The sequence below is a fragment of the Streptomyces abikoensis genome (genome assembly GCF_014648775.1).
Taxonomy (GTDB): domain Bacteria; phylum Actinomycetota; class Actinomycetes; order Streptomycetales; family Streptomycetaceae; genus Streptomyces; species Streptomyces abikoensis.
This window is the reverse complement of record NZ_BMRT01000004.1, coordinates 717,916-739,992: the sequence shown is the minus strand read 5'-3', so window position 1 is coordinate 739,992 and position 22,077 is coordinate 717,916. Positions and strand designations below refer to the sequence as shown.

General features: G+C 70.1%; 24 protein-coding genes and 1 tRNA gene. 17 read left to right on the top strand and 8 right to left on the bottom strand.

Annotated features, from left to right (window positions below):
- Positions 1–94: 94 nt before the first annotated feature.
- Positions 95–511 carry an SsgA family sporulation/cell division regulator gene (locus IE096_RS17620; RefSeq protein ID WP_189452701.1) on the bottom strand — a complete coding sequence of 139 codons (417 nt, stop codon included), beginning with the start codon at positions 509–511 and terminating at the stop codon, positions 95–97.
- A gap of 251 nt (positions 512–762) precedes the next feature.
- Between IE096_RS17620 and IE096_RS17615 the strand changes: the two genes are divergently transcribed.
- Positions 763–2,145 carry an RDD family protein gene (locus IE096_RS17615; RefSeq protein WP_189452699.1) on the top strand — a complete coding sequence of 461 codons (1,383 nt, stop codon included), beginning with the start codon at positions 763–765 and terminating at the stop codon, positions 2,143–2,145.
- A 57-nt stretch (positions 2,146–2,202) separates the two neighbouring features.
- Positions 2,203–2,877 carry an RDD family protein gene (locus tag IE096_RS17610; protein WP_189452697.1) on the top strand — a complete coding sequence of 225 codons (675 nt, stop codon included), beginning with the start codon at positions 2,203–2,205 and terminating at the stop codon, positions 2,875–2,877.
- Here the strand turns inward: IE096_RS17610 and IE096_RS17605 are convergent.
- Complete coding sequence (locus IE096_RS17605) at positions 2,863–3,135, bottom strand: hypothetical protein (RefSeq protein WP_189452695.1); 273 nt, start codon at positions 3,133–3,135, stop codon at positions 2,863–2,865. The genes IE096_RS17610 and IE096_RS17605 overlap by 15 nt on opposite strands.
- A gap of 364 nt (positions 3,136–3,499) precedes the next feature.
- Here IE096_RS17605 and IE096_RS17600 point away from each other — a divergent pair, with 364 nt between their 5' ends.
- Positions 3,500–5,920: an immune inhibitor A domain-containing protein gene (locus IE096_RS17600; protein ID WP_229820269.1), complete on the top strand. Its 2,421-nt coding sequence runs from the start codon at positions 3,500–3,502 to the stop codon at positions 5,918–5,920.
- A 101-nt stretch (positions 5,921–6,021) separates the two neighbouring features.
- Entirely contained in the window at positions 6,022–6,357 is a 336-nt protein-coding gene (locus IE096_RS17595) for a hypothetical protein (RefSeq protein ID WP_189452693.1), read from the top strand.
- A gap of 55 nt (positions 6,358–6,412) precedes the next feature.
- On the opposite strand, the gene IE096_RS17590 is transcribed toward IE096_RS17595, so the two are convergent.
- Both IE096_RS17590 and IE096_RS17585 read right to left on the bottom strand, forming a co-directional pair.
- On the bottom strand, positions 6,413–7,006 hold the full coding sequence (locus IE096_RS17590; protein WP_189452692.1) for an isochorismatase family protein: 594 nt from the start codon (positions 7,004–7,006) through the stop codon (positions 6,413–6,415).
- Between the two features lie 108 nt (positions 7,007–7,114).
- Positions 7,115–8,443: a nicotinate phosphoribosyltransferase gene (locus tag IE096_RS17585; protein ID WP_189452689.1), complete on the bottom strand. Its 1,329-nt coding sequence runs from the start codon at positions 8,441–8,443 to the stop codon at positions 7,115–7,117.
- Between the two features lie 132 nt (positions 8,444–8,575).
- Between IE096_RS17585 and clpS the strand changes: the two genes are divergently transcribed.
- The 8 genes from clpS (at position 8,576) to IE096_RS17545 (ending at position 14,528) form a co-directional block, all read left to right on the top strand.
- Positions 8,576–8,887, top strand: a complete 312-nt coding sequence (gene clpS, locus IE096_RS17580) for an ATP-dependent Clp protease adapter ClpS (protein WP_189452687.1) — start codon at positions 8,576–8,578, stop codon at positions 8,885–8,887.
- On the top strand, positions 8,887–9,480 hold the full coding sequence (locus tag IE096_RS17575; RefSeq protein ID WP_189452685.1) for a DUF2017 domain-containing protein: 594 nt from the start codon (positions 8,887–8,889) through the stop codon (positions 9,478–9,480). Before clpS ends, IE096_RS17575 begins: the two co-directional genes overlap by 1 nt.
- Before the next feature lie 322 nt (positions 9,481–9,802).
- The gene (locus tag IE096_RS17570) at positions 9,803–11,251 is read left to right on the top strand and encodes an amino acid permease (protein ID WP_189452683.1); all 1,449 of its coding nucleotides are present in this window, start codon (positions 9,803–9,805) and stop codon (positions 11,249–11,251) included.
- A 76-nt stretch (positions 11,252–11,327) separates the two neighbouring features.
- Positions 11,328–11,750: a M67 family metallopeptidase gene (locus IE096_RS17565; RefSeq protein ID WP_189452674.1), complete on the top strand. Its 423-nt coding sequence runs from the start codon at positions 11,328–11,330 to the stop codon at positions 11,748–11,750.
- 137 nt (positions 11,751–11,887) lie between these two features.
- On the top strand, positions 11,888–12,169 hold the full coding sequence (locus IE096_RS17560) for a MoaD/ThiS family protein (RefSeq protein WP_189452672.1): 282 nt from the start codon (positions 11,888–11,890) through the stop codon (positions 12,167–12,169).
- Between the two features lie 17 nt (positions 12,170–12,186).
- Complete coding sequence (locus IE096_RS17555; RefSeq protein WP_189452671.1) at positions 12,187–13,137, top strand: PLP-dependent cysteine synthase family protein; 951 nt, start codon at positions 12,187–12,189, stop codon at positions 13,135–13,137.
- Positions 13,138–13,258: 121 nt separating this feature from the next.
- Entirely contained in the window at positions 13,259–13,378 is a 120-nt protein-coding gene (locus tag IE096_RS32175; protein ID WP_126914323.1) for a transposase, read from the top strand.
- A 397-nt stretch (positions 13,379–13,775) separates the two neighbouring features.
- Positions 13,776–14,528, top strand: a complete 753-nt coding sequence (locus IE096_RS17545; RefSeq protein WP_189452669.1) for an MBL fold metallo-hydrolase — start codon at positions 13,776–13,778, stop codon at positions 14,526–14,528.
- 77 nt (positions 14,529–14,605) lie between these two features.
- Here IE096_RS17545 and IE096_RS17540 read toward each other — a convergent pair whose 3' ends face one another.
- Positions 14,606–15,802 (bottom strand): PTS transporter subunit EIIC, encoded by a 1,197-nt coding sequence (locus IE096_RS17540; RefSeq protein ID WP_189452869.1) that lies wholly within the window; start codon positions 15,800–15,802, stop codon positions 14,606–14,608.
- 347 nt (positions 15,803–16,149) lie between these two features.
- On the bottom strand, positions 16,150–17,460 hold the full coding sequence (locus IE096_RS17535; RefSeq protein ID WP_189452666.1) for a PTS transporter subunit EIIC: 1,311 nt from the start codon (positions 17,458–17,460) through the stop codon (positions 16,150–16,152).
- A gap of 192 nt (positions 17,461–17,652) precedes the next feature.
- Between IE096_RS17535 and IE096_RS17530 the strand changes: the two genes are divergently transcribed.
- The 3 genes from IE096_RS17530 (at position 17,653) to IE096_RS17520 (ending at position 19,364) form a co-directional block, all read left to right on the top strand.
- Positions 17,653–17,886 carry a PTS sugar transporter subunit IIB gene (locus tag IE096_RS17530; RefSeq protein WP_189452664.1) on the top strand — a complete coding sequence of 78 codons (234 nt, stop codon included), beginning with the start codon at positions 17,653–17,655 and terminating at the stop codon, positions 17,884–17,886.
- Positions 17,887–17,977: 91 nt separating this feature from the next.
- Positions 17,978–18,709, top strand: a complete 732-nt coding sequence (rph, locus tag IE096_RS17525; RefSeq protein ID WP_189452663.1) for a ribonuclease PH — start codon at positions 17,978–17,980, stop codon at positions 18,707–18,709.
- A gap of 52 nt (positions 18,710–18,761) precedes the next feature.
- A complete protein-coding gene (locus tag IE096_RS17520; protein ID WP_189452661.1) occupies positions 18,762–19,364 on the top strand; it encodes an XTP/dITP diphosphatase in 603 nt (200 codons plus the stop codon).
- Between the two features lie 63 nt (positions 19,365–19,427).
- Here the strand turns inward: IE096_RS17520 and IE096_RS17515 are convergent.
- Positions 19,428–19,511: transfer RNA gene (locus tag IE096_RS17515), tRNA-Leu, on the bottom strand.
- Between the two features lie 203 nt (positions 19,512–19,714).
- On the opposite strand from IE096_RS17515, the gene IE096_RS31855 reads away from it, so the two are divergent.
- Together IE096_RS31855 and IE096_RS31850 are read left to right on the top strand one after the other, a co-directional pair.
- Complete coding sequence (locus IE096_RS31855) at positions 19,715–20,239, top strand: hypothetical protein (RefSeq protein ID WP_189452659.1); 525 nt, start codon at positions 19,715–19,717, stop codon at positions 20,237–20,239.
- Entirely contained in the window at positions 20,239–21,531 is a 1,293-nt protein-coding gene (locus IE096_RS31850) for a sensor histidine kinase (RefSeq protein ID WP_189452657.1), read from the top strand. The genes IE096_RS31855 and IE096_RS31850 overlap by 1 nt, the downstream gene beginning before the upstream one ends.
- Here IE096_RS31850 and bcp read toward each other — a convergent pair.
- Entirely contained in the window at positions 21,512–21,979 is a 468-nt protein-coding gene (gene bcp / locus IE096_RS17500; protein ID WP_189452655.1) for a thioredoxin-dependent thiol peroxidase, read from the bottom strand. The two genes, IE096_RS31850 and bcp, sit on opposite strands and share 20 nt — an antisense overlap.
- Between the last annotated feature and the right edge of the window lie 98 nt (positions 21,980–22,077).

Below are 22,077 nucleotides of genomic sequence, written 5' to 3'. Positions count from 1 at the left end.
GCCCGGGGGCCGGCGCGGCGGTCACTCCATCGGGTAGCCCGCCCGCGCCCGGCCCTCCCCGAACCCCGGCCCTCCCCGAACGGCGCCTTCCGCCTCACGCACCGGAGGCCAGCAGTTCCTCCAGGGCCTCGTCGAGGGCGAGCCACTGGCCCTCCAGGCCCGGCGCCACGAGCCGCAGCGTCCGCTCCAGCCAGCCGGACACCTCCTTCACCGGCACCGTCACCAGCGCCCGGCCCTCCGGGGAGGACAGCGCCAGACAGACCACGGAGCGTCCGTCGACCTTGCCGGGGAAGATCTGCACATCCCCCTCACCGGCTTCCCGGAACACCCCCTCGATCAGCAGGTCCCTGGAGAAAGTCCAGGTCACCTGCCGTGGCGAGGTGATGTGGAAGCTGAGGTGGACGGCGTAGGGGTCCTCCGTCCGGTAGGTCAGCCTGGCCGGGATCGGAACGCTGCGTTCCGGCGACAGCACCAGGTCGGTCTCCAGGTCTCGTACCACCTCGGTGTGCATGGGCGCACCCCTTTCCACTCGTCTTCTGCTCGTCCGCTCGGGATCGGTTACGGGCGAAGAGAGTGCGCCGGACGGGTTTCATTACGCGGTTTCGGCGAACAGTTTCAAGATTTTCGTGCCGGGGCGCGGCCGGGTCGCGCTCGCACGTGTGAGTGGCCCGGGCCGAGGACGGTCACAGAGGAAGGGGCGTTCTGGTAGACCTGGTGACCACCCCTTATGTACGGCCGAGCAGATACGGGACACCGGAGACCATGAGCGCACCTATCTCGGGATCCGCCGACGGCAGCCCCCCTCAGGGTTTTTATCCGGACCCGTCGATTCCGGGCTACATCCGTTACTGGAGCGGTGCGGCCTGGGTGCCCGGTACGAGCCGGCCCGCGCCCGCCAAGGGGGAGCCGATGCCCGCGCCGCCGCCGTCGGTGGCCGCCGCACGGCCGCCCGCGCCGGTGCCGCCCGTTGTGCCGTCCGCGTCCGCCGGGCCCGTCGCGTCGCCCGCCTCCGCCGAGCCGGTCGCGCGGCGCGCGGCGGACGAGACGGGCCCGGTGTTCCTGGACGAGGAGCCGGAGCCCGAGCCGGGGCACGGTACCGGTCCCGGGCCGGCCGGGGGCGGGGCCTGGCAGGCGGCGGCCGGTGCCCAGGAGCAGCAGGTCTCCTGGGGCGGTGCCGCGGCGCTGCCCAGGGCGCGTGACCCGCGGCTGCCCGAGCCGGCCGCGGCGGAGCCGGTGGCCCCGGAGCGGGCCGAGCGTCCCGTGCCCGGCCAGGGCACCCTGGACCTGCGGCCCAAGCCGCACGGCTCGGCGCCCGGCGGACCGCCCGCGCCGATCCCGGCGGACGCGCCGGCGGCCCGTCAGGCGTGGCCCGCCCAGCGGGCCGGGGAGGCGGCCCCGGTGGCCCCGGCCGTTCCGTCCACCCCGGTCGCCCCGGCCGGTGGTTCCCAGGGGGCCGCGCTGCCCGCCCGGCGCCCGGAGTCCGCGCCCGTTCCCGTGGAGCGGCAGCAGCCGGTGGGCTGGGCCCAGCAGGTGCACCAGCTCGCCCAGCAGGGGCCGCAGGCCGCGCCCGCCGGCGCGGCGGCCGAGCCGGTCGCGCCGCCCACGGCGTGGAAGCCGCCCAAGGACGACCCGTTCCTGCGCGCGGCCCAGGCACAGGGCCGCCCCGCCGCGCTCGGCCGCAGGCTCGCCGCCCGGCTGGTGGACTCCGTCGTGCTGGGCGCGGTGGTGAGCGCGGTCGCGGTGCCGCTGTGGGCGAAGTCGGTCGAGCACATCGACGAGAAGGTGGAGCAGGCCCGGCAGACCGGCCGGACGGTGACGGTCTGGCTCCTCGACGGCACGACGGGCACGTACCTGGCGATCGTGCTGGGCGTGCTGCTGGTCGCCGGCCTGCTGTACGAGGCGCTGCCCACCGCCAAGTGGGGACGCACGCTGGGCAAGAAGCTGTTCGGGGTGCGGGTGCTGGACATCGAGTCGCACGACACGGCGCCGGTGGGGGCGGCGGTGCGGCGTTGGCTGGTGTACGGGGGGCTCGGGGTGCTGGCCGTCGGGCTGCTGAACGTGCTGTGGTGCGTCTTCGACCGGCCCTGGCGGCAGTGCTGGCACGACAAGGCGGCGCGCACGTTCGTGGCGTCGGCGGGGGATTAGCCCCCGAACGGCACAGCGGCGGATGCGTCCCGTAGCGCCCTGGGTTCTACTCGGGCCATGAGCACCGATCAGCCGCCGCCCCCGCCGGAGCCGCCGGAGGACGATCCGTTCCTGAAGAAGCCCCAGGAACCGCCCCCCGGAGGCGCCCCGCCCGGGGGTCCGGGGCCGTACCCAGGCCCGCCCCCCGGCGGCCCTTATCCCGGTGGCCCGTACCCCGGTGGCGGCCCGTACGGAGGCCCCTACGGCGCCCCCCAGGGCGGCGGCCCCTACGGTCCCGATCCGCTCGCCGGTATGCCTCCGCTCGCGAACCGGTTCAAGCGGCTCGTCGCCCGCATCATCGACGGGCTGATCGTGAGCATCCCGATCAGCGTGGTCTTCTCCCTCTCGACGCGGAACTACGACCCCTGGAACGACCAGGCGCGGTCCACGAGCCTGTCCATCATCGTGGCGGTCGTCTACTTCGTGTACGAGGGCCTGATGCTGACCACGCGCGGTCAGACGGTCGGCAAGATGCTGATGAGGATCCGGGTCGCGATGCTCGACAACGGCGCGATCCCGGAAGGGCGGCCGGGGTGGACGCGCGCCGCGGTCTACTCCCTGCCCGAGATCGTGCCGTGCTGCGGTTTCGTCTTCTGGCTGGTGAACGTGTTGTGGTGCACCTGGGACAAGCCGTACCACCAGTGCGTCCACGACAAGGCGGCCAGGACGGTCGTGGTCTCAACTGTTGAGTGAGTGCTCTCCCACGGCCGAACCGGCGTGCGCGGGCGTGCGCCGCTCGGGCAACCCGGCGGCGGCGCCCGTCGCTTGACGTTCCCGGCGGGAGCGGGCCGGGACGGTGACGGCTACGGCGCAGCCGAGGAGGAGCGAGGCCAGGGCCAGGGCGCCGAGCATCAGGACCGACCCGGTGGGGGTCAGCAGCAGGAGCGCGGTGGCGGAGAAGACTACGGTGGCCGATCCGTAAGCGATCTGTGCAGGAGTCGGACGCGGCATGGCGGTATCCGTCCTCAAGGCATCGATATGCGGGGGGATATAAGGGGCCGGAGTCTGGCGGTACGTCTGTCGGTACGTGCCGTTGGTACGTACCGCTCTTCGACTCTACGGTCCTGTCTGCCCTGGCGGAACTGCTGGTAAGCGTGACCTAACCCACGGTGCCCGGAGCGAAAGGGGCGCACGGGGGCGTTTGGTATGTCGTCAAGTGAGTCGAGCGCGCCCGGTCTCGCCCATTGACGCCCGTTATCCGCAACTTAAAGGCCGGATAACGTACTTGCTTTGCTCGCCATGGTCAAGATCTGTCTTTTCTTGCGTCACTCAGGTCAAATACCTCCACAGTTCTTACTGGGGAGGACATTCACAAGTGAAGATCAGCCATCGGAGGGTCGTCCGATCCGCCGCAGCGGCCGTCGTGGTCGCGGCGCTCGGCACGGGCACCCTGGCGGCGGGTGTCGCGCAGGCGGCGGGCGTGACCGACCCGTCCGGCGCGGGCCAGGCCCCGGCCAAGATCCAGCGTCAGGACCCGGCGCAGGTCAAGCCCGGTGTGGAGCACGACCTCAAGGGCCCGTTCAGCAAGAAGCAGGAGGCCCAGCGCAAGGCGGCGCTGGAGCAGGTCGTCGCGGGTGACGCCAAGCCGGAGCAGCGCGGCGCCTCCAAGGTCGTCCAGCTGGGCAAGGGCAAGTACGTCGAGCTCGGCCGCGAGAAGACCGACAAGATATTTACGATCCTGGTCGACTTCGGCGACAAGGTCGACAACACCACCATGTACGACCCGGACGGGCCCGACGGCCCCAAGCCCCCCGTGGTCAAGTACGGCGGCACGCCCGGCCCGGCGCACAACACCATAGCCAAGCCGGACCGTGCGAAGGACAACAGCACGGCCTGGCAGAAGGACTACAACCGCCAGTACTTCCAGGACCTCTACTTCTCGCGCGACAAGGACAAGGAGTCCCTCGCGAAGTACTACGAGAAGCAGTCGTCCGGCCGTTACTCGGTCGACGGCCAGGTCACCGACTGGGTCCGCGTCCCCTGGAACGAGGCCCGTTACGGCTCCAACTACTGCGGCTCCACCAACTGCCCCAGCGCCTGGGACCTGATCCGCGACGCCGTCAACCAGTGGGTCTCGGACCAGAAGGCCGCCGGTCGCAGCGACGCCGACATCAAGGCGACCCTCGCCCAGTACGACCAGTGGGACCGCAACGACTACAACCACAACGGCAACTTCAACGAGCCCGACGGTTACATCGACCACTTCCAGATCGTCCACGCCGGCGAGGACGAGTCCGCGGGCGGCGGCGCGCAGGGCAAGGACGCCATCTGGGCCCACCGCTGGTACGCCTACGGCTCCGACGCGGGCAAGACCGGCCCCGCGAACAACAAGGCGGGCGGCACCCAGATCGGCGACACCGGCGTCTGGGTCGGCGACTACACCATGCAGCCCGAGAACGGCGGCCTCGGTGTCTTCGCCCACGAGTACGGCCACGACCTGGGCCTCCCCGACGAGTACGACACCACCGGCACCGGTGAGTCCTCCGTCGCCTTCTGGTCCCTGATGTCCTCGGGCTCCTGGCTCGGCGAGGGCAAGGACACCATCGGCGACATGCCCGGCGACATGAGCGCCTGGGACAAGCTCCAGCTCGGCTGGCTCAACTACGACAAGGCCAAGGCCGCGACGAAGTCGACCCACAAGCTGGGCGTCGCCGAGTACAACACCAAGGACAAGCAGGCGCTCGTCGTCAGCCTCCCCGACAAGAAGGTCACCACCGACGTGGTGAAGCCCGCCGAGGGCTCCTCGCAGTGGTGGAGCGGCCAGGGCGACGACCTGAAGAACACCCTCTCCCGCCCGGTGGACCTCACCGGCAAGTCCAAGGCCACGCTGGACCTGTCCGGCTGGTGGGACATCGAGGAGAACTACGACTACCTCTACACCGAGGTGTCCACGGACGGCGGCGCCAACTGGACGCCCGTCGACGGCACGGCCGACGGCAAGGCGATCACCCGTGACGGCGGCGACAAGCCGGCCCTGACCGGCACCTCCGGCGCGTACAAGAAGCTGTCCTTCCCGCTCGACGCCTACGCGGGCAAGAAGATCGACCTGCGCTTCCGCTACGCCACCGACGGCGGCACCTCCGGCAAGGGCTTCACCGCCGACGCCATCGCCCTGACCGCCGACGGCGCGAACGTCTTCACCGACGGCGCGGAGAACGGCGACAACGGCTGGACGGCGAAGGGCTTCTCGCGCATCGGCGCGTCCTTCAGCAAGGACTACCCGCAGTACTACATCGCCGAGAACCGCCAGTACGTGTCGTACGACCGCACCCTGAAGGTCGGCCCGTACAACTTCGGCTGGCGGAACACCAAGCCGGGCTGGGTGGAGCACTACCCGTACCAGAACGGCCTGCTGATCTGGCAGTGGGACACCTCGCAGGTGGACAACAACGTCGGCGTCCACCCGGGCGCGGGCCGCATCCTGCCGATCGACGCCCACCCCGCGGCCGAGAAGTGGAAGGACGGTTCGCTGATGAAGAACCGCTTCCAGGCCTACGACTCGACCTTCAGCTGGTACCCGACCGACGGCTACACCGTGCACAACAACGGCGTCGCCACCCGCGTCAAGGGCAAGCTGGGCGTCCCGGTGTTCGACGACCACAAGAACACCTACTACGACCAGGCGAACCCCACCGGCGGTGTGAAGATCCGGGACACCAACACCCGGATCCGCATCCTCACCGAGTCCCTCACCGGCTCCTCGATGACGGTCCAGGTCGGCCCGGCCGGCAAGTGACCCAGCGGTAGCCACCGGCGGCCGTCGTCCCCTGGCGGACGGCGGCCGTCCGGCTTGAGAATGCCTCTCATGATGGTCTTATCAACGGAGACGAGAGGCTGATGGCAGGCGGTGGATACGCCCGGCTCCCCGACGGCAGCGTGGTCGTCGCCCTGTCCCTGACCGCCCCGCCCGGCGGCGGGGCCCCACCGGACACCCGGGTGCGGGTGCTGGTCCACGCGGTGAACCGCCAGCGGGCGCTCACCCGGCTCCGCAACCTCGGCCTGCGGGCCGTCTACCTGCGCGGCAACACCGAGCCGCCCACCCCCGACGAGATCACGGCCGTGCTCCACCATCCCGACGGAGTGGTCTGGCAGCCGGTCGACCACGACGACACGGAGTCCTGGCACCCGATCCCCCGGCTGATGAAGGCACGATCGAGCTCCCCCGGCGTCTGAGACCGGCGTCCGGTTTTGAGGGGTCGGCGTCCGGGGCGGAGCCCCGGGCGGCGGCTCAGCCGCCCTGGACCACCGGCTTGCCGCTCAGCTCCACGCCCGCGTCCTGGAGCTCCTCCAGGGCGCGGTCCGTCGTCTCCCGGGAGACCCCCGCCGTCAGGTCCAGCAGCACCCGCGTGGCGAACCCCTCCCGCCGGGCGTCCAGCGCGGTCGCCCGTACGCAGTGGTCGGTGGCGATGCCGACGACGTCCACCTCGGTGATCCCGCGTCCGCGCAGCCAGTCCGCGAGCCCCGCGCCGTTCTCGTCGACCCCCTGGAAGGCGCTGTAGCCCGCCTCGTAGGCGCCCTTGTCGAAGACGGCCTGGACCGCCCCCGAGGCGATCGCCGGCGCCAGGTTGGGGTGGAAACCGCTGCCCTCGGTGCCCGCGACGCAGTGCCGGGGCCAGGAGTCGACGAAGTCCGGGCGGTCCGAGAAGTGGGAGCCCGGGTCGATGTGCATGTCGCGCGAGGCGACCACGTGCGCGTACCCAGCGGGGGCTTCGCCCACCAGGTCCGTTATGGCCGCGGCCACGTCGGCGCCGCCGGCCACCGCGAGGCTGCCGCCCTCGCAGAAGTCGTTCTGCACGTCGACGATGATCAGTGCACGGGTCATGTGCGGATCCTTCTGTCGAGGAGCCCTCGGCCGGTTGTACGGATCAGCCTTATGTGACCGAGGGTAGTGAGTCCGGTTCCTTAATGGGAGGGGCACTCGGAGGCCCGGTCAGGGGTGTTCCGTGGGCAGCACCGGCTCGCCGCGCGACAGCTGCGTCGCCGACATCGGCAGCGCCGCGCGCGCCGCCGCGTGCCGGTCGCGCGCCGCGCTCAGGGGCTCCCTGGCGACGGTCTCGCCGCCCCGGACGAGCGGGACGAGCAGCTGCCGCTCCACGAGCTCCGCCGGCACCTCGCCGGTGCCCACGACCTCGGCCTCCGCCACCCCGTACGCGTCGAGGCGGCGCGCGGCCCACTTGCGGCCGCCGACGGACGCCTTGCCGCCCATCGACTTCTTCGCCACCGGCCGCAGCGGCGCGTCCGCGCCGTCCTCGTCCGCCCGGGCGACCAGCTTGTAGACCATCGAGCACGTCGGGTGACCGCTGCCGGTCACCAGCTGGGTGCCCACCCCGTAGGCGTCCACGGGCGCGGCGGCCAGCGAGGCGATGGCGTACTCGTCCAGGTCGCTGGTCACGATGATCTTCGTGTCCCGGGCGCCCAGCTCGTCCAGCTGCCGGCGCACCCGGTGGGCGAGCAGCAGCAGGTCGCCCGAGTCGATCCGGACGGCCCCCAGCCCCGGCCCCGCGATCTCCACGGCCATGGCGACGGCCTCGGCCACGTCATAGGTGTCCACCAGCAGCGTCGTGCCCTCGCCCAGGGAGTCCACCTGCGCCCGGAACGCGTCGCGCTCGCTGTCGTGCAGCAGGGTGAACGCGTGGGCGCTGGTGCCCACCGTCGGGATGTTGTAGCGGAAGCCGGCCGCGAGGTCCGAGGTCGAGGTGAAGCCGCCCACGAAGGCGGCGCGCGCGGCCGCCACGGCCGCCAGCTCGTGGGTGCGCCGCGCGCCCATCTCGATCAGCGGCCGCTCGCCCGCCGCCACCGACATCCGCGAGGCCGCGGCGGCGACCGCGGAGTCGTGGTTGAGGATGGACAGGATCACGGTCTCCAGCAGCACCGCCTCGGCGAAGGTGCCCTCCACCCGCATCACCGGGGAGCCCGGGAAGTAGACCTCGCCCTCGGGGTAGCCCCAGATGTCGCCGCGGAAGCGGTAACCGGCCAGCCAGCCGAGGGTGGCCTCGTCGACGATCTTCCGGTCGGCGAGGAAGTCCAGCACACCGCTGTCGAAACGGAAGTTCTCCACCGCGTCCAGGACCCGCCCGGTGCCTGCCACGACGCCGTAGCGCCGCCCCTCGGGGAGCCTGCGGGTGAAGACCTCGAAGACCGAGCGCCGGTGCGCCGTGCCGGACCGCAGCGCGCCCTGCAGCATCGTGAGCTCGTACCGGTCGGTGAAGAGGGCCGTCGAAGGGACGTCGACCGGGAGCCTCAGGTCCGCAGCGTTCATGGGATCAGATGCTACCCCGGTACTCGTCAGAGTGACGATTTCTGGAAGGCGTTCAGGAAACCGTTCGTACGGGGGCCGTTCGCGCGTCCCGCACGGGGGGCGTTTATGCGTGGGGACACGACGAGTGGCAGCATGGGAAGCGTGAGTGTTGCACCGGTCGAGATCGAACGACCCGAAACGGGCGAGTCGCCCTTCGCTGTGGCCGACCCCGACGTCCCCTGGGTGACCCTGGTTCATAACGACCCCGTGAACCTCATGAGTTATGTGACATATGTGTTCCAGGCCTACTTCGGCTACCCCAAGGACAAGGCGCACCGGCTGATGCTCGACGTCCATCACAAGGGCCGCGCCGCGGTCTCCAGCGGCAGCCGTGAGGAGATGGAGCGCGACGTGCAGGCGATGCACGGCTACGGGCTCTGGGCGACCCTCTCCCAGGACCGTTGATGGCGGGGCACTTCGAGCCGCTCGCGGGCGGCGGGGCCGCCGTCGCCCTGGACGAGGTCGAGATCTCCATCCTGCGCAGCCTGGCCGTCCAGCTCCTGGAGCTGATCGGCCCCGGCGAGGCGGAGGGCCCCGAGGCCGCCGACCCGCTGGCCAGGCTCTTCGCCGAGGGCCCCAGCGAGCCGCCGTCCGACCCCGCCCTGGCCCGCCTCTTCCCGGACGCCTACGGCACCCCCGGCGCCGAGCAGGACCAGCAGGAGCGCGCCCACGCGGCCGAATTCCGCCGCTACACCGAGAACGACCTTCGCGAACGCAAGCGCCAGGACGCCCTCGGCGTCGTCCGCTCCCTGGACTCCCTCAGCCCCGGCGGCGAGGGGGGCGCCGTGTTGCGCCTGGAGGCCGAGGGCTGCCGGCAGTGGCTGGGCACGCTCAACGACCTCCGGCTGACCATCGCGGCCCGGCTGGAGATCACCGCCGACGACGACGGCGACGCCCTCTACCGGCTGCCGGACAGCGATCCGCGCAAGCCCATGGTGATGGCCTACCTCTGGCTCGGCGGACTGCAGGAGACGCTGGTGGAGGCGCTCACTTCGTGAAGTTACTTTCCGGTATTCGGAGTACTCTTCGGACGTTCGCTAACCGAACGCTCAATTCCGAATAACGATCACGTCACTGTGACGGCGGCAATTAAGCCGCCGTCTTTGCTTTTGTCCTGATTTATTTGTGTCATGCGCCACAAGAGACACATTGATCTCGCCTTTAGACGTGATACTTCTTGCCGACCTGCCTCCGTGACGCCACCCCTGTCACGGCGGGGGCGCTGAGCCGGCCGACCGTCGGCACCTAGCAGGACTCCATCCGGGGGGATCGGTACCCGATCCGGAGCAACCGGATCGGTATGGAGAAAGGCGCACCACCATGACCTCTGAGCAGGTCGCCGACCGCACCGCAGTGCGGGACGGAGAAGGAAGCGGACAGGAAGCTTCCGAAGGTTACGAGCGGGGACTCGGCAACCGACAGATTCAGATGATCGCCATTGGTGGCGCCATCGGCACCGGGCTGTTCCTCGGCGCGGGCAAGGCCATATCCAAGGCCGGACCCAGCCTCATCCTGGCCTACGCCATCGCAGGCCTGGTCATCTTCTTCATCATGCGAGCGCTCGGCGAGCTGCTCATGTACCGCCCGGTCTCGGGCTCCTTCTCGGACTACGCCCGAGAGTTCCTCGGCCCCTTCTGGGGTTATGTGACCGGCTGGACGTACTGGCTCTTCTGGGTCGTCACCGGCATCACCGAGGTCACAGCGGCCGCCGCCTATGTCCAGTACTGGAACAAGGGCATTCCCCAATGGGCTTCGGCGCTGGTCTTCACCGTCATTCTCTACTTCGTCAACCTGATCTCCGTAAAGCTCTTCGGTGAGCTGGAGTTCTGGTTCTCGATGGTCAAGGTCACCGCCATCATCGGCATGATCCTGATCGGCGTCGGTGTCATCACCCTCGGCTTCTCCAAGGCCGGCGACACCGCTTCCTTCAACCTCCTGTGGAACCACGGCGGGTTCTTCCCCAAGGGCATCGGCGGCACGCTGATGACCCTGCAGATCGTGATGTTCGCCTTCCTGGCCGTCGAGCTCGTCGGCGTCACGGCGGGCGAGGCCGCCGACCCCAAGAAGACCCTGCCCAAGGCCATCAACACCGTGCCGTGGCGCATCGCCGTCTTCTACCTGGGCGCGCTCATCATCATCCTGTCGATCGTCCCCTGGACCGAGTTCATGCCGGGCGTCAGCCCGTTCGTGGCCGCCTTCGCCAAGATCGGCCTGCCCGCCGGCGCCGGCATCGTCAACTTCGTGGTGCTCACCGCGGCGCTGTCGTCCTGCAACTCCGGCATGTACTCCACCGGCCGCATGCTCCGCGACCTGTCCCTCAACGGCCAGGGCCCGAAGTTCTTCGGCCAGCTGTCCAAGAAGGGCCTGCCCTTCCGCGGCACGACCTTCTCCGCCGCGCTGATGCTCATCGGCGTCTGGATCAACTACCAGTGGCCGGGCAAGGCGTTCGACTACGTCGTCTCCTTCGCGACCATCTCCGGTATGTGGGCCTGGATCATGATCCTCGTCGCCCAGCTCCGCTACCGCCGCAAGGCGGACCGCGGCGAGCTGCCCCAGTCCGAGCTCAAGGCCCCGGGCGCGCCCTGGACCAGCCTGTTCGCCCTGGCCTTCATCTTCATGGTGATCGTGCTCATGGGCATCGACAAGGACGCGCGGATCTCGCTGTACTGCGCGCCCGGCTGGGCCGCGATCATGTGGGTGTCCTACCTCGTGCTCAAGAAGCGCAACCCCAAGGCGTTCGAGCGCAAGGACTACACGCCGGCCGCGTAAGCCAGTGTGAATTCTGCCGGAACAGGCCCCGTACCGACCTCGGTACGGGGCCTGTCCTGTGCTTATCCTGACGCGCATGCTGACCATCACCCAGGCCCTGTACGACCGGATCGTCGAGCACGCCCGCGCCGACCACCCCGACGAGGCGTGCGGCGTGGTCGCGGGTCCCGAGGGCGGCGGGCGGCCCGAGCGGTTCATCCCCATGCTCAACGCCGCCCGGTCGCCCACGTTCTACGAGTTCGACTCGACCGACCTGCTCAAGCTCTACCGCGAGATGGACGACCGCGATGAGGAACCGGTCGTCATCTACCACTCGCACACCGCGACCGAGGCCTACCCCTCCCGCACCGACATCTCCTACGCCAACGAGCCCGGCGCCCACTACGTGCTCGTCTCCACCGCCGACACCGACGGCTCCGGCCCCTTCCAGTTCCGCTCCTTCCGCATCGTCGACGGCGAGGTCACCGAGGAGGAGGTGAAGGTCGTCCCGGCGTACTGAGCGGGTACCGGGACCCGAGACGGCACATCCCGCATACCGGGACGAACATACGGCTGGCGCACGGGGAATCGATACGATGCGCCCACCGTTCTCCCACTGGAACCAGGCACCTCTCCGCACTCCGACAGGAGCACCCCATGGCCATCGAGGTCCGCATCCCGACCATCCTCCGCACCTACACGGACGGCCAGAAGGCCGTCGAGGGCAGCGGCGCCACGCTCGACGAGCTCTTCAAGGACCTCGAGACCCGGCACGCGGGCATCCGCGAGCGCCTCGTCGACGACAAGGGCGAGCTCCGCCGCTTCGTCAACGTCTACCTCAACGACGAGGACGTCCGCTTCCTCGGCGGCATCGCCACCGAGCTCGGCGACGGCGACAGCGTGACGATCCTCCCGGCCGTGGCCGGCGGCGCGGTCTGATCGGCGGCGCGTCCCGCATGCGCTACGACAGCCTCCTGGCCGCGGTGGGCAATACCCCGCTCGTCCGCCTGCCGCGCCTGTCCCCGGCCGAGGACGTCCGCGTCTGGGCCAAGCTGGAGGACCGCAACCCCACCGGCTCGGTCAAGGACCGCCCCGCCCTCCACATGATCGAGCAGGCGGAGAAGGCCGGCCGGCTCACCCCGGGCTGCGTCATCCTCGAGCCCACCTCCGGCAACACCGGCATCTCCCTCGCCATGGCGGCCAGGCTCAAGGGCTACCGCATGGTGTGCGTGATGCCGGAGAACACCAGCGAGGAGCGCCGCTCGCTGCTCGCCATGTGGGGCGCCGAGATCATCCCCTCGCCCGCCGCCGGGGGCTCCAACACGGCCGTGCGCATGGCCAAGGAGCTCGCCGAGCAGCACCCCGACTGGGTGATGCTCTACCAGTACGGCAACCCCGACAACGCCGGCGCCCACTACGCGACCACCGGCCCCGAGATCCTCGCCGACCTCCCCGAGATCACCCACTTCGTCGCCGGGCTCGGCACCACCGGCACCCTGATGGGCGTCGGCCGCTACCTGCGCGAGCACAAGCCGGACGTGGCGGTCGTCGCCGCCGAGCCGCGCTACGACGACCTCGTCTACGGCCTGCGCAATCTCGACGAGGGCTTCGTGCCCGAGCTCTACGACGCCTCCGTCCTCACCACCCGGTTCTCCGTGGGCTCCGAGGACGCCGTCCGCCGCACTCGCGAACTCCTCACCGAGGAGGGAATCTTCGCGGGCATCTCCACCGGCGCGGTCCTCCACGCCGCGCTGGGCGTCGCCCGGAAGGCCGTACGGGCGGGGGAGCGGGCCGACATCGTCTTCATCGTCGCCGACGGCGGCTGGAAGTACCTGTCCACGGGCGTCTACACCGCCCCCACCACGGAAGAGGCCGTCGAGAACCTCCACGGCCAGCTCTGGGCCTGACCCCGGTTCCGCCCCAACGCGCCGTCCGAGCGCGCCGGTCCGTAAAAAACAGAACTGTGCACGGGTGAACTTGCACTACCGATGTTGGGAAGCGGCTGACATCATCACGTAGGAGACGCGCATGAACTGTCCCGCATGTGGATCTTCGGACATGAGGCAACTCAACAATGGAAACTGGCAGTGCGGAAGCTGCGGCGCAGTCACGGCTGGATCGAGCGGCCTGGGATGCGCTCGCCCCTGAGACGCGCGAGCGGCTGGCGGCGTTCATGACGCCGGAGGTGTTCACGGTGACGGCCGGCAGCAAGGAGTCGGCCGAGCGCTTCCAGCGCTTCATGGACACGCTGGACCGCGCCGAGGCGCACCGGCCGCCGCTGTAGCCACGTCCGCCGCCCGTTCTCCGTTCCTTCTCGTTCTCCGATCTCTGTTCTCCGTTCTTCACGTTCGCGGGGCCCCGATCGCGCTTCACCGGCAAGCGCGGCCGGGGCCCCGGCGCGTGCGGGCCCACCGGCGCGACCACGTCCGTCCTGGTGATTCCGCCCACACGCACCGTCCCGGAGGAGTCACGGCCCGTTCTCTCGCCTTACCCTCGACTGCACCGCATGGCCCCCCGTAACCGGCCCACGGAGGTTCAGGCCCGCATGAAGCTCACCGTCGTCGGATGCTCGGGCTCGTTCCCGTCCACGGAATCGGCCTGCTCGAGCTATCTGGTGGAGGCCGACGGCTATCGGATCCTCCTCGACATGGGCAATGGCGCCCTCGGCGAGCTGCAACGCCACATCGGTCTCTACGACCTCGACGCCGTGCTCCTGTCGCACCTGCACCCCGATCACTTCATCGACATGTGCGGCTACTTCGTCGCCCGCTACTACCGCCACGAGGGCGGCCGGGCCGACGCCATCCCGGTGTACGGCCCCGCGGACACCGAGCGGCGGCTGGTCACCGCGTACGGCGACGTCCCCGACGAGGCCTGCATGAGCGAGGTCTTCGACTTCCGGACTTTCAATCCGGGCACCTTCACCCTGGGCCCGCTGACCGTCCGCACGGCCCGGGTGAGCCACCCCGTGGAGGCGTACGCCTTCCGGGTCGAGCACGGCGGCACGTCGCTGGTGTACTCGGGCGACACCGGCCCCTGCGAGGCCCTCCACGAGCTGGCCCGGGGCACGGACCTGCTGCTGTGCGAGGCGTCCTTCACCCACGGCAAGGAGGACATCCCCGACCTCCACCTCAACGGTCTGGAGGCGGGCGCGGTCGCCGCCGGCGCCGGGGCGGCCCGGCTGGTCCTCACCCACATCCCGCCGTGGACGGACCCCCTCGCCAACCTCCGCGACGCGCGCTCGGTCTACGACGGCCCGGCGGAGCTGGCGCACGCGGGGGCGGTGTACGAGCTCTGATCCTCGGCGCCGATACGCCGAAGCCCCCGGAACACCTGACAGTTCCGGGGGCTTCGTGACGAGCGCTCGTCAGATCGTCACTTGACGTCCTCGAGCTGGGCCTCGGGCTCGCGGCCCGGGGTCGGGAGGTTGAACTTCGTGATCGCGAAGCGGAACACCACGTAGTACAGGGCGCCGAAGGCGAGGCCCACCAGGGCCAGCAGCCACGGCTTGGTGGCGATGCCCAGGTTGAGCACGAAGTCGATGGCGCCGGCGGAGAAGCCGAAGCCGTCCTTCATGCCGAGCGCCCAGGTCAGGGCCAGCGAGACACCGGTGAGGGCCGCGTGGATCGCGTAGAGGACCGGGGCGACGAACATGAAGGTGAACTCGATCGGCTCGGTCACGCCGGTGACGAACGCGGTGAGCGCGAGCGAGGTCATCATGCCGCCGACGACCTTGCGGTTCTCCGGGCGGGCGCAGTGGACGATCGCCAGGCAGGCCGCCGGGAGGGCGAACATCATGATCGGGAAGAAGCCGGTCATGAACTGTCCGGCGTTCGGGTCGCCGGCGAGGAAGCGGGCGATGTCGCCGTTCTTGCCGTGGAACTCGCCGGCCTGCAGCCAGGGGAAGGAGTTCAGCAGGTGGTGCATGCCGACCGGGATCAGGGCACGGTTGGCGACACCGAAGATGCCCGCGCCCACGGCGCCGGAGCCCACCAGCCACTCGCCGAAGTTGTGGAGGCCCGCGCCGAGGACCGGCCAGATGAGGCCGAAGACGATGCCGATGAGCAGACCGGCGAAGGCCGAGAGGATCGGGACGAGACGGCGGCCGCCGAAGAAGCCCAGCCAGTCCGGGAGCTTCTTGCGGCTGTAGCGCTGGAAGAGCAGGGCCACGACCAGACCCATGACGATGCCGCCGAGCACACCGGCGTCGACCGGCTTCTCCACCATCACGATCTTGTTGTCGACCACCGTGGCGACCTTGGGCAGGTTGCCGTCGGTGAAGGTGGCCAGCACCTTCTGGAAGACCAGGTAGCCGGTGACGGCGGCCAGGGCGGTGGAGCCGTCCGACTTCTTCGCGAAGCCGATGGCGACACCGACGGCGAAGAGGAGCGCCATGTTGCTCAGCAGCGCGTTGCCGCCGGCCGACATATAACCGGCGATCTTGATGATGAACTCGGGGAACGACTTCCGGCCGAGCATGTCGTCGTTGCCCAGGCGCACCAGCAGCGCGGCGGCCGGCAGCACGGCCACCGGCAGCATCAGGCTGCGACCGATACGCTGGGCGATCGCCATGGCGCCGGCGCCGATCTTCTTCTTCTTCTTCTCCGGTGCGTTCTTCTGCTCCGGTGCGGCCTTTTCGGGCTTTTCAGCCTTCTCGGCCTTCCCGGCCTTTCCAGGCGCCTTCTTCGCCGCCTTGGCTGCCGTACTCATCGGATTCCTCCAGGTGAGGCGGGCGCTCGGGGGAAAGGGGGACGGCCCGCGATTTGGTCTACACCACTACTGGTTTAGACCTGTTGTAGCACGTGAGTCGGGCATAAAGGAATCCATCGTTCCAGGTGGCCTGGAGCACAGACGTAAGGGCGGCGTGAGCGCTCAGCGCTGTGTCACGCCACCCTTACGGCACGTTCATTAACGCGGGGTTACCCGACGTTGTCCTTCTCGATCCGCTCCGCCAGCTCCTCCGGCTCACGGCCCGGCGTCGGCAGGTCGAAGAAGGTGATCGCGAACCGGAAGACCGCGTAATAGACGACGGCGAAACACAGCCCGATCGGGATGATCAGCCACGGCTTGGTCGCCAGTCCCCAGTTGATGACGTAGTCGATCAGGCCCGCCGAGAAGCTGAAGCCGTCGTGCACCCCCAGCCCCCACGTGACCGCCATCGAGACGCCCGTCAGCACCGCGTGGACCACGTAGAGCGCCGGCGCGATAAAGAGGAACGAGTACTCGATCGGCTCGGTGATGCCCGTGACCAGCGAGGTCAGGCCCACCGACAGCATCATGCCGCCCACCACCTTGCGGTGGTGCGGCCGGGCGCAGTGGGTGATCGCCAGTGCCGCCGCTGGCAGCGCGAACATCATGATCGGGAAGAAGCCCGAGGTGAACTGGCCCGCGTGGGGGTCGCCCGCCAGGAACCGGTTGATGTCACCGTGCACCACCGTGCCGTCCGGCTTGGTGAACGAACCGAACTGGAACCAGACGAACACGTTCAGGAACTGATGCAGGCCGATCACCAGCAGAGCCCGGTTGGCCACACCGAAGATGCCCGCACCCCACGAGCCCAGATCCGACAGCCACTGGCTGAAGCTCGTCAGACCGCGCCCCACCGGCGGCCAGATCCACAGACACAGCGCGGCGAAGGCGATCGCCACGAACGCCATGATGATCGGCACCAGCCGGCGGCCGTTGAAGAACCCCAGCCAGTCCACCAGCCGCACCCGGTGAAAACGCTGCCAGAACCACGCCGCCAGCAGCCCGATCACGATCCCGCCGAACACCCCCGGGTTCTGGTACGTCGCCGGGCCCGCCGGCCCGGCCGTCCCCACGCACACCCCGCTCAGCAGCCCCAGCCCCGTGAACCGGCCCCCGCCCGGACACGTCTCCGGGAACTGGTGCACCACCGCGTAATAGACGAGGAAACCCGTCACCGCCGCCAGCGCCGTCGAACCGTCCGCCTTCTTCGCCATCCCGATCGCCACACCCACCGCGAAGAGCAGCGGCAGCCCCAGCGAGGAGTCCAGCAGCGCCCCGCCCGCCCCGGCCATCACCTTGGCGACGTCCGTCCACCCCAGGCCGTCCTTGCCGAAGACGTCCGGCTGGCCGAGCCGGTTGAGGATGCCGGCCGCCGGCAGCACCGCGATGGGCAACTGGAGGCTGCGGCCCATCTTCTGCAGCCCCTGGAACAGCCCCTGCGACCACTTCTTCCGGGGCGCCGCCGCGGCGACCGAACTCATCTGCGTCCTCCGGCTGCTGGCATACTGGTGTAGACCACTTATGGGCGGTGAGGCCCCCGGAACGCAGTCCCGGGTGGTCGCCATCTTTCGTGAGATGGCGGACATACGCCCGCATAGTTGGGCTATACGTGGAATACCGTGTGAAAGCCGGTCGGCGACATCGCCGAGGGGCCGAGACAACCAGGAGTGCACATGGCCAGCAAGGCTGAGAAGATCGTCGCCGGCCTCGGCGGCATCGACAACATCGAGGAGATCGAGGGCTGCATCACCCGTCTCCGCACCGAGGTCAAGGACCCCGAGCTCGTCGACGAGGCCGCGCTCAAGGCCGCCGGCGCCCACGGCGTCGTCAAGATGGGCACCGCCATCCAGGTCGTCATCGGCACCGACGCCGACCCCATCGCCGCCGACATCGAAGACATGATGTGAGCTGAGCCACGCGCTCTCCCTCGAGGGCCCTGTTCCGGTTGCTCCCTCAACCGGAACAGGGCCCTCTGCCGTTGCGGATAGGCTCACACCCATGTCTCGCATCGACGGCCGTACCCCCGACCAGCTCCGCCCCGTGACCATCCAGCGCGGCTGGAGCAAGCACGCCGAAGGCTCCGTCCTCGTCTCCTTCGGCGACACCAAGGTCTTCTGCACCGCCAGCGTCACCGAAGGCGTCCCGCGCTGGCGCAAGGGCTCCGGCGAGGGCTGGGTCACCGCCGAATACGCGATGCTGCCCCGCTCCACCAACACCCGAGGCGACCGCGAGTCCGTCCGCGGCAAGATCGGCGGCCGCACCCACGAGATCTCCCGCCTCATCGGCCGCTCCCTGCGCGCCGTCATCGACTTCAAGGCCCTCGGCGAGAACACCATCGTCCTCGACTGCGACGTCCTCCAGGCCGACGGCGGCACCCGCACCGCCGCCATCACCGGCGCCTACGTCGCGCTGGCCGACGCCATCACCTGGGCCCAGGGCAAGAAGCTCATCAAGCACGGCCGCAAGCCGCTCACCGGCACCGTCTCCGCCGTCAGCGTCGGCATCGTCGACGGCGTCCCCCTCCTCGACCTCTGCTACGAGGAGGACGTCCGCGCCGAGACCGACATGAACGTCGTCTGCACCGGCGACGGCCGCTTCGTCGAGGTCCAGGGCACCGCCGAGGCGCAGCCCTTCGACCGCGACGAGCTCAACAGCATCCTGGACCTCGCCGTCGCCGGCTGCGCCTCGCTCGACGCGGCCCAGCGCGAGGCCCTGGCCCGCACGCTGTAAGCGGGCCCGGCCGCCCGGGGGCACCGTCGGAGCCCCCGGGATAATCGGCACCATGAAGCGCCTGATCCTCGCCACCCGCAACGCCAACAAGGTCACCGAGCTCCGCGCGATCCTCGCCGGCGCCGGCCTCGACGTCGAACTCGTCGGCGCCGACGCCTACCCCGAGATCCCCGACGTCAAGGAGACCGGCGTCACCTTCGCCGAGAACGCCCTCCTCAAGGCCCACGCCCTGGCGCGGGCCACCGGCCACCCCGCCGTCGCCGACGACTCCGGCCTCTGCGTCGACGTCCTGAACGGCGCCCCCGGCATCTTCTCCGCCCGCTGGGCGGGCCGCCACGGCGACGACAAGGCCAACCTCGACCTGCTCCTGGCCCAGCTCTCCGACATCGCGGAGGAGCACCGCCGCGCCCACTTCGCCTGCGCGGCGGCGCTCGCCCTGCCGGACGGCACCGAGCGCGTCGTCGAGGGCCGCCTGGAGGGCACCCTCCGCCACGAGCCGGCGGGCACGGGCGGCTTCGGCTACGACCCGATCCTCCAGCCCCTGGGCGAGACCCGCACGTGCGCGGAGCTGACGGCGGAGGAGAAGAACGCCATCAGCCACCGGGGGAAGGCGTTCCGGGCGCTGGTGCCGGTGGTGCGGGAGCTTTTGGGGTGACGGCACGCCGCCGTCCGTACGCCGAAGGGCCGTCCCGCCGGAGCGGGACGGCCCTTCGGTCTGTGCGGCCGGAGGGACTCGAACCCTCACGGGTGTTACCCCACTGGGACCTAAACCCAGCGTGACTGCCAGTTCCACCACGGCCGCCCGGCACCGCCATCGTACTGGGCCGGGCGGCGCGGCCGGGCGCCGCCCGGCCAGGAACCGGGCGGAAGGGGTGACTTGACGCATGGCACACCAAGCCAAGCGGGCCATAAGGGAACGCGCGGGCGCATTTCTCCGTCAGTCAGAGCGGGGAAGGGGACAGGCCCGTGGACGAACAGCCGCCTGTGAGTGAGGAAGAGAGCCCGATGACCGACCGCACCGTGGCCCGCTGGGCGGGTTGGCGCAGCGTGGTGGCGATCCTGGTGGGGGTGGCCGTGCTGGTGGCGGGCGGGGTGTGGCTGGAGAGCGCCACGGACCGGGCGAGCATGGTGGACGAGGCGCCGAAGACCGCGGCGGCGCAGCGGTCGGGGGCCGAGGGCTCGCAGGTGGAGGCCGAGGATTCGGCGGCGCGGGAGTTGCCCGGGGTGCGGGACTGCGGGATGGGCGAGCCGGTGCAGGAGCCGACGATCATCACGCTGGACTGTTCGACGTCGGGCCGGGTGGCCAGTGGTATCCGCTGGGACGCCTATACGGAGGACGGTGCGAACGGCAGCGGTGTCGTGCAGGTGTCGGGCGGGGCGTCGGGGGCGGCGGCGAAGTCGTTCCAGGCGAAGCTGCGGCTGTACGGGCCGAAGGAGGTCGACGGTTCGGTGGCGTTCACCGCGCTGGAGGTCGTTTATACGGGTGCCACCCCTTCCGGTGAGCACCGAGAGGTTCTTCCGATCGCGTGATGGGTATTCGTGGGCGGATCGCGTTCGCGATCTCTTTCGTCACCGCGTTGGCCGTGGTGGTCCTGGGTGTGGCCGTGCACCACATCTCGGGGCTGGAGCGTGACCGGCAGGCGAAGGCGTATCAGGACGGTTTGCTGAGTTCGGCGCTGCAGATCTATCAGCGGGACGGGACGCTGGCGCTGGGGGCGCAGCTGGACGATTCGACGTTGCCGTTCACGTTGTCGCAGGCGGTGGCGCGGGGGCAGTCGGGTACGTACATCAGCGGTGGTGAGGATCCGCGGGTGTGGGCGGCGACGGGGGTGGCCGGGGACCGGGTGTTGTCGATCTCGGCGTCGTACCCGGCGCGTGATCCGTTGCAGCGGGCGCTGGACAAGGCGCTGGTGGTGGCGGGTGCCGCGACGGTGGCGTTGATGGCCGTGGTGGCGTGGTTCGTGGCGCAGGGGTTGTCGCGGCGGTTGCGGTTGAGCGCGGCGGCGGCGCGGCGGATCGCGGCGGGGGAGACCCTGGACGCGGGGGCGCTGGGCGGTGGTGGCCGGGACGAGGTCGCGGAGCTGGGCCGGTCGGTGCATCAGATGGCGACGTCGTTGGCGGCGCGGGTGTCGGCGGAGCGGCAGTTCACGGCGGATGTGGCGCATGAGTTGCGGACGCCGGTGGCGGGGCTGGTGGCGTCGGCGGAGTTGTTGCCGCATCCGCGGGCGGTGGAGATGGTGCAGGAGCGGGCGCAGACGATGCGGGCGCTGGTGGAGGATCTGCTGGAGGTCTCGCGGCTGGACGCGGGGGTGGAGAGCGCGCAGCTGGACGCGGTGGAGCTGCCGTCGTTGGTGCGCGGGATCGTGAAGCGGGCGCGTGGTCAGCGGGGCGTGGACGACGTGGCGGTCGAGGTGGTCGGCGAGGGCCGGATCGTGGCGACGGACGCGCGTCGGGTGGAGCGGATCCTGGTGAACATCCTGGCGAACGCGGCCAAGCACGGCCGGCCGCCGATCGAGATCACCGTGGACGGGACGCGGATCGTGATCCGGGACCACGGGGACGGTTTTCCGCCGGGTCTGGTGGATCAGGGGCCGCGGCGGTTCCGTACGGCCGCGCCGGAGCGGGGCACGGGGCATGGCCTGGGGCTGACGATCGCGGTGGGGCAGGCGGCGGTGCTGGGTGCCCGGCTGGTGTTCGGTTCGGCGCCGGGTGGTGGCGCCCAGGCCGTCCTCGACCTGCCGGAGGCCGAGGACGTGCCGGAGGGCGATCGTCCGGTGTGCCGGGGCGCGCTGGCGCCGGGGGCTACAGCCCCAGGTCCTTGATGACCTTGGCGACGTGGCCGGTGGCCTTGACGTTGTAGAGGGCCCGCTCGACCTTGCCGTCCTCGTCGATGATGACGGTGGAGCGGATGACGCCGGTGACGGTCTTGCCGTAGAGCTTCTTCTCGCCGAAGGCGCCGTAGGCGGTGAGGACCTCCTTGTCGCGGTCGCCGAGGAGGGTGACGCGCAGGTTCTCCTTCTCGCGGAACTTGGCGAGCTTCTCGGGCTTGTCGGGGGAGATCCCGATGACGTCGTAGCCGTGGCCGGCGAGGAAGTCGAGGTTGTCGGTGAAGTCGCAGGCCTGCTTGGTGCAGCCGGGGGTGAGTGCGGCGGGGTAGAAGTAGACGATGACCTTGCGGCCCTTGTGGTCGGCGAGCGACACCTGCTTGCCGTCCGCGTCGGGCAGGGTGAAGGCGGGGGCGGTGTCGCCGGTCGTAAGGCGCTCGCTCATGGCTCTCCTCGACAGATGGTGGTTATGGTCCCGAGGGTAGCCAGGTCACGGTTCGGGGGTGCCGCGGGGCGGTGGCCCCGGGGAGCTGACAGACTGTA

Excerpts from the sequence above, each read along its gene's own strand:
- IE096_RS17535 (WP_189452666.1), bottom strand. The coding sequence starts at position 17,460 with ATGAGTTCGGTCGCCGCGGCGGCGCCCCGGAAGAAGTGGTCGCAGGGG.
- clpS (WP_189452687.1), top strand. The coding sequence starts at position 8,576 with ATGGGAAGCGTGAGTGTTGCACCGGTCGAGATCGAACGACCCGAAACG.
- IE096_RS17520 (WP_189452661.1), top strand. The coding sequence starts at position 18,762 with ATGAAGCGCCTGATCCTCGCCACCCGCAACGCCAACAAGGTCACCGAG.
- IE096_RS17530 (WP_189452664.1), top strand. The coding sequence starts at position 17,653 with ATGGCCAGCAAGGCTGAGAAGATCGTCGCCGGCCTCGGCGGCATCGAC.
- IE096_RS17560 (WP_189452672.1), top strand. The coding sequence starts at position 11,888 with ATGGCCATCGAGGTCCGCATCCCGACCATCCTCCGCACCTACACGGAC.
- IE096_RS17595 (WP_189452693.1), top strand. The coding sequence starts at position 6,022 with ATGGCAGGCGGTGGATACGCCCGGCTCCCCGACGGCAGCGTGGTCGTC.
- IE096_RS17605 (WP_189452695.1), bottom strand. The coding sequence starts at position 3,135 with ATGCCGCGTCCGACTCCTGCACAGATCGCTTACGGATCGGCCACCGTA.
- IE096_RS17590 (WP_189452692.1), bottom strand. The coding sequence starts at position 7,006 with ATGACCCGTGCACTGATCATCGTCGACGTGCAGAACGACTTCTGCGAG.
- IE096_RS31850 (WP_189452657.1), top strand. The coding sequence starts at position 20,239 with ATGGGTATTCGTGGGCGGATCGCGTTCGCGATCTCTTTCGTCACCGCG.
- IE096_RS32175 (WP_126914323.1), top strand. The coding sequence starts at position 13,259 with ATGAACTGTCCCGCATGTGGATCTTCGGACATGAGGCAACTCAACAAT.
- IE096_RS17545 (WP_189452669.1), top strand. The coding sequence starts at position 13,776 with ATGAAGCTCACCGTCGTCGGATGCTCGGGCTCGTTCCCGTCCACGGAA.
- IE096_RS17540 (WP_189452869.1), bottom strand. The coding sequence starts at position 15,802 with ATGGCGATCGCCCAGCGTATCGGTCGCAGCCTGATGCTGCCGGTGGCC.
- IE096_RS17620 (WP_189452701.1), bottom strand. The coding sequence starts at position 511 with ATGCACACCGAGGTGGTACGAGACCTGGAGACCGACCTGGTGCTGTCG.
- IE096_RS17555 (WP_189452671.1), top strand. The coding sequence starts at position 12,187 with ATGCGCTACGACAGCCTCCTGGCCGCGGTGGGCAATACCCCGCTCGTC.
- IE096_RS31855 (WP_189452659.1), top strand. The coding sequence starts at position 19,715 with ATGACCGACCGCACCGTGGCCCGCTGGGCGGGTTGGCGCAGCGTGGTG.
- IE096_RS17585 (WP_189452689.1), bottom strand. The coding sequence starts at position 8,443 with ATGAACGCTGCGGACCTGAGGCTCCCGGTCGACGTCCCTTCGACGGCC.
- rph (WP_189452663.1), top strand. The coding sequence starts at position 17,978 with ATGTCTCGCATCGACGGCCGTACCCCCGACCAGCTCCGCCCCGTGACC.
- IE096_RS17570 (WP_189452683.1), top strand. The coding sequence starts at position 9,803 with ATGACCTCTGAGCAGGTCGCCGACCGCACCGCAGTGCGGGACGGAGAA.
- IE096_RS17615 (WP_189452699.1), top strand. The coding sequence starts at position 763 with ATGAGCGCACCTATCTCGGGATCCGCCGACGGCAGCCCCCCTCAGGGT.
- IE096_RS17565 (WP_189452674.1), top strand. The coding sequence starts at position 11,328 with ATGCTGACCATCACCCAGGCCCTGTACGACCGGATCGTCGAGCACGCC.
- IE096_RS17610 (WP_189452697.1), top strand. The coding sequence starts at position 2,203 with ATGAGCACCGATCAGCCGCCGCCCCCGCCGGAGCCGCCGGAGGACGAT.
- IE096_RS17575 (WP_189452685.1), top strand. The coding sequence starts at position 8,887 with ATGGCGGGGCACTTCGAGCCGCTCGCGGGCGGCGGGGCCGCCGTCGCC.
- bcp (WP_189452655.1), bottom strand. The coding sequence starts at position 21,979 with ATGAGCGAGCGCCTTACGACCGGCGACACCGCCCCCGCCTTCACCCTG.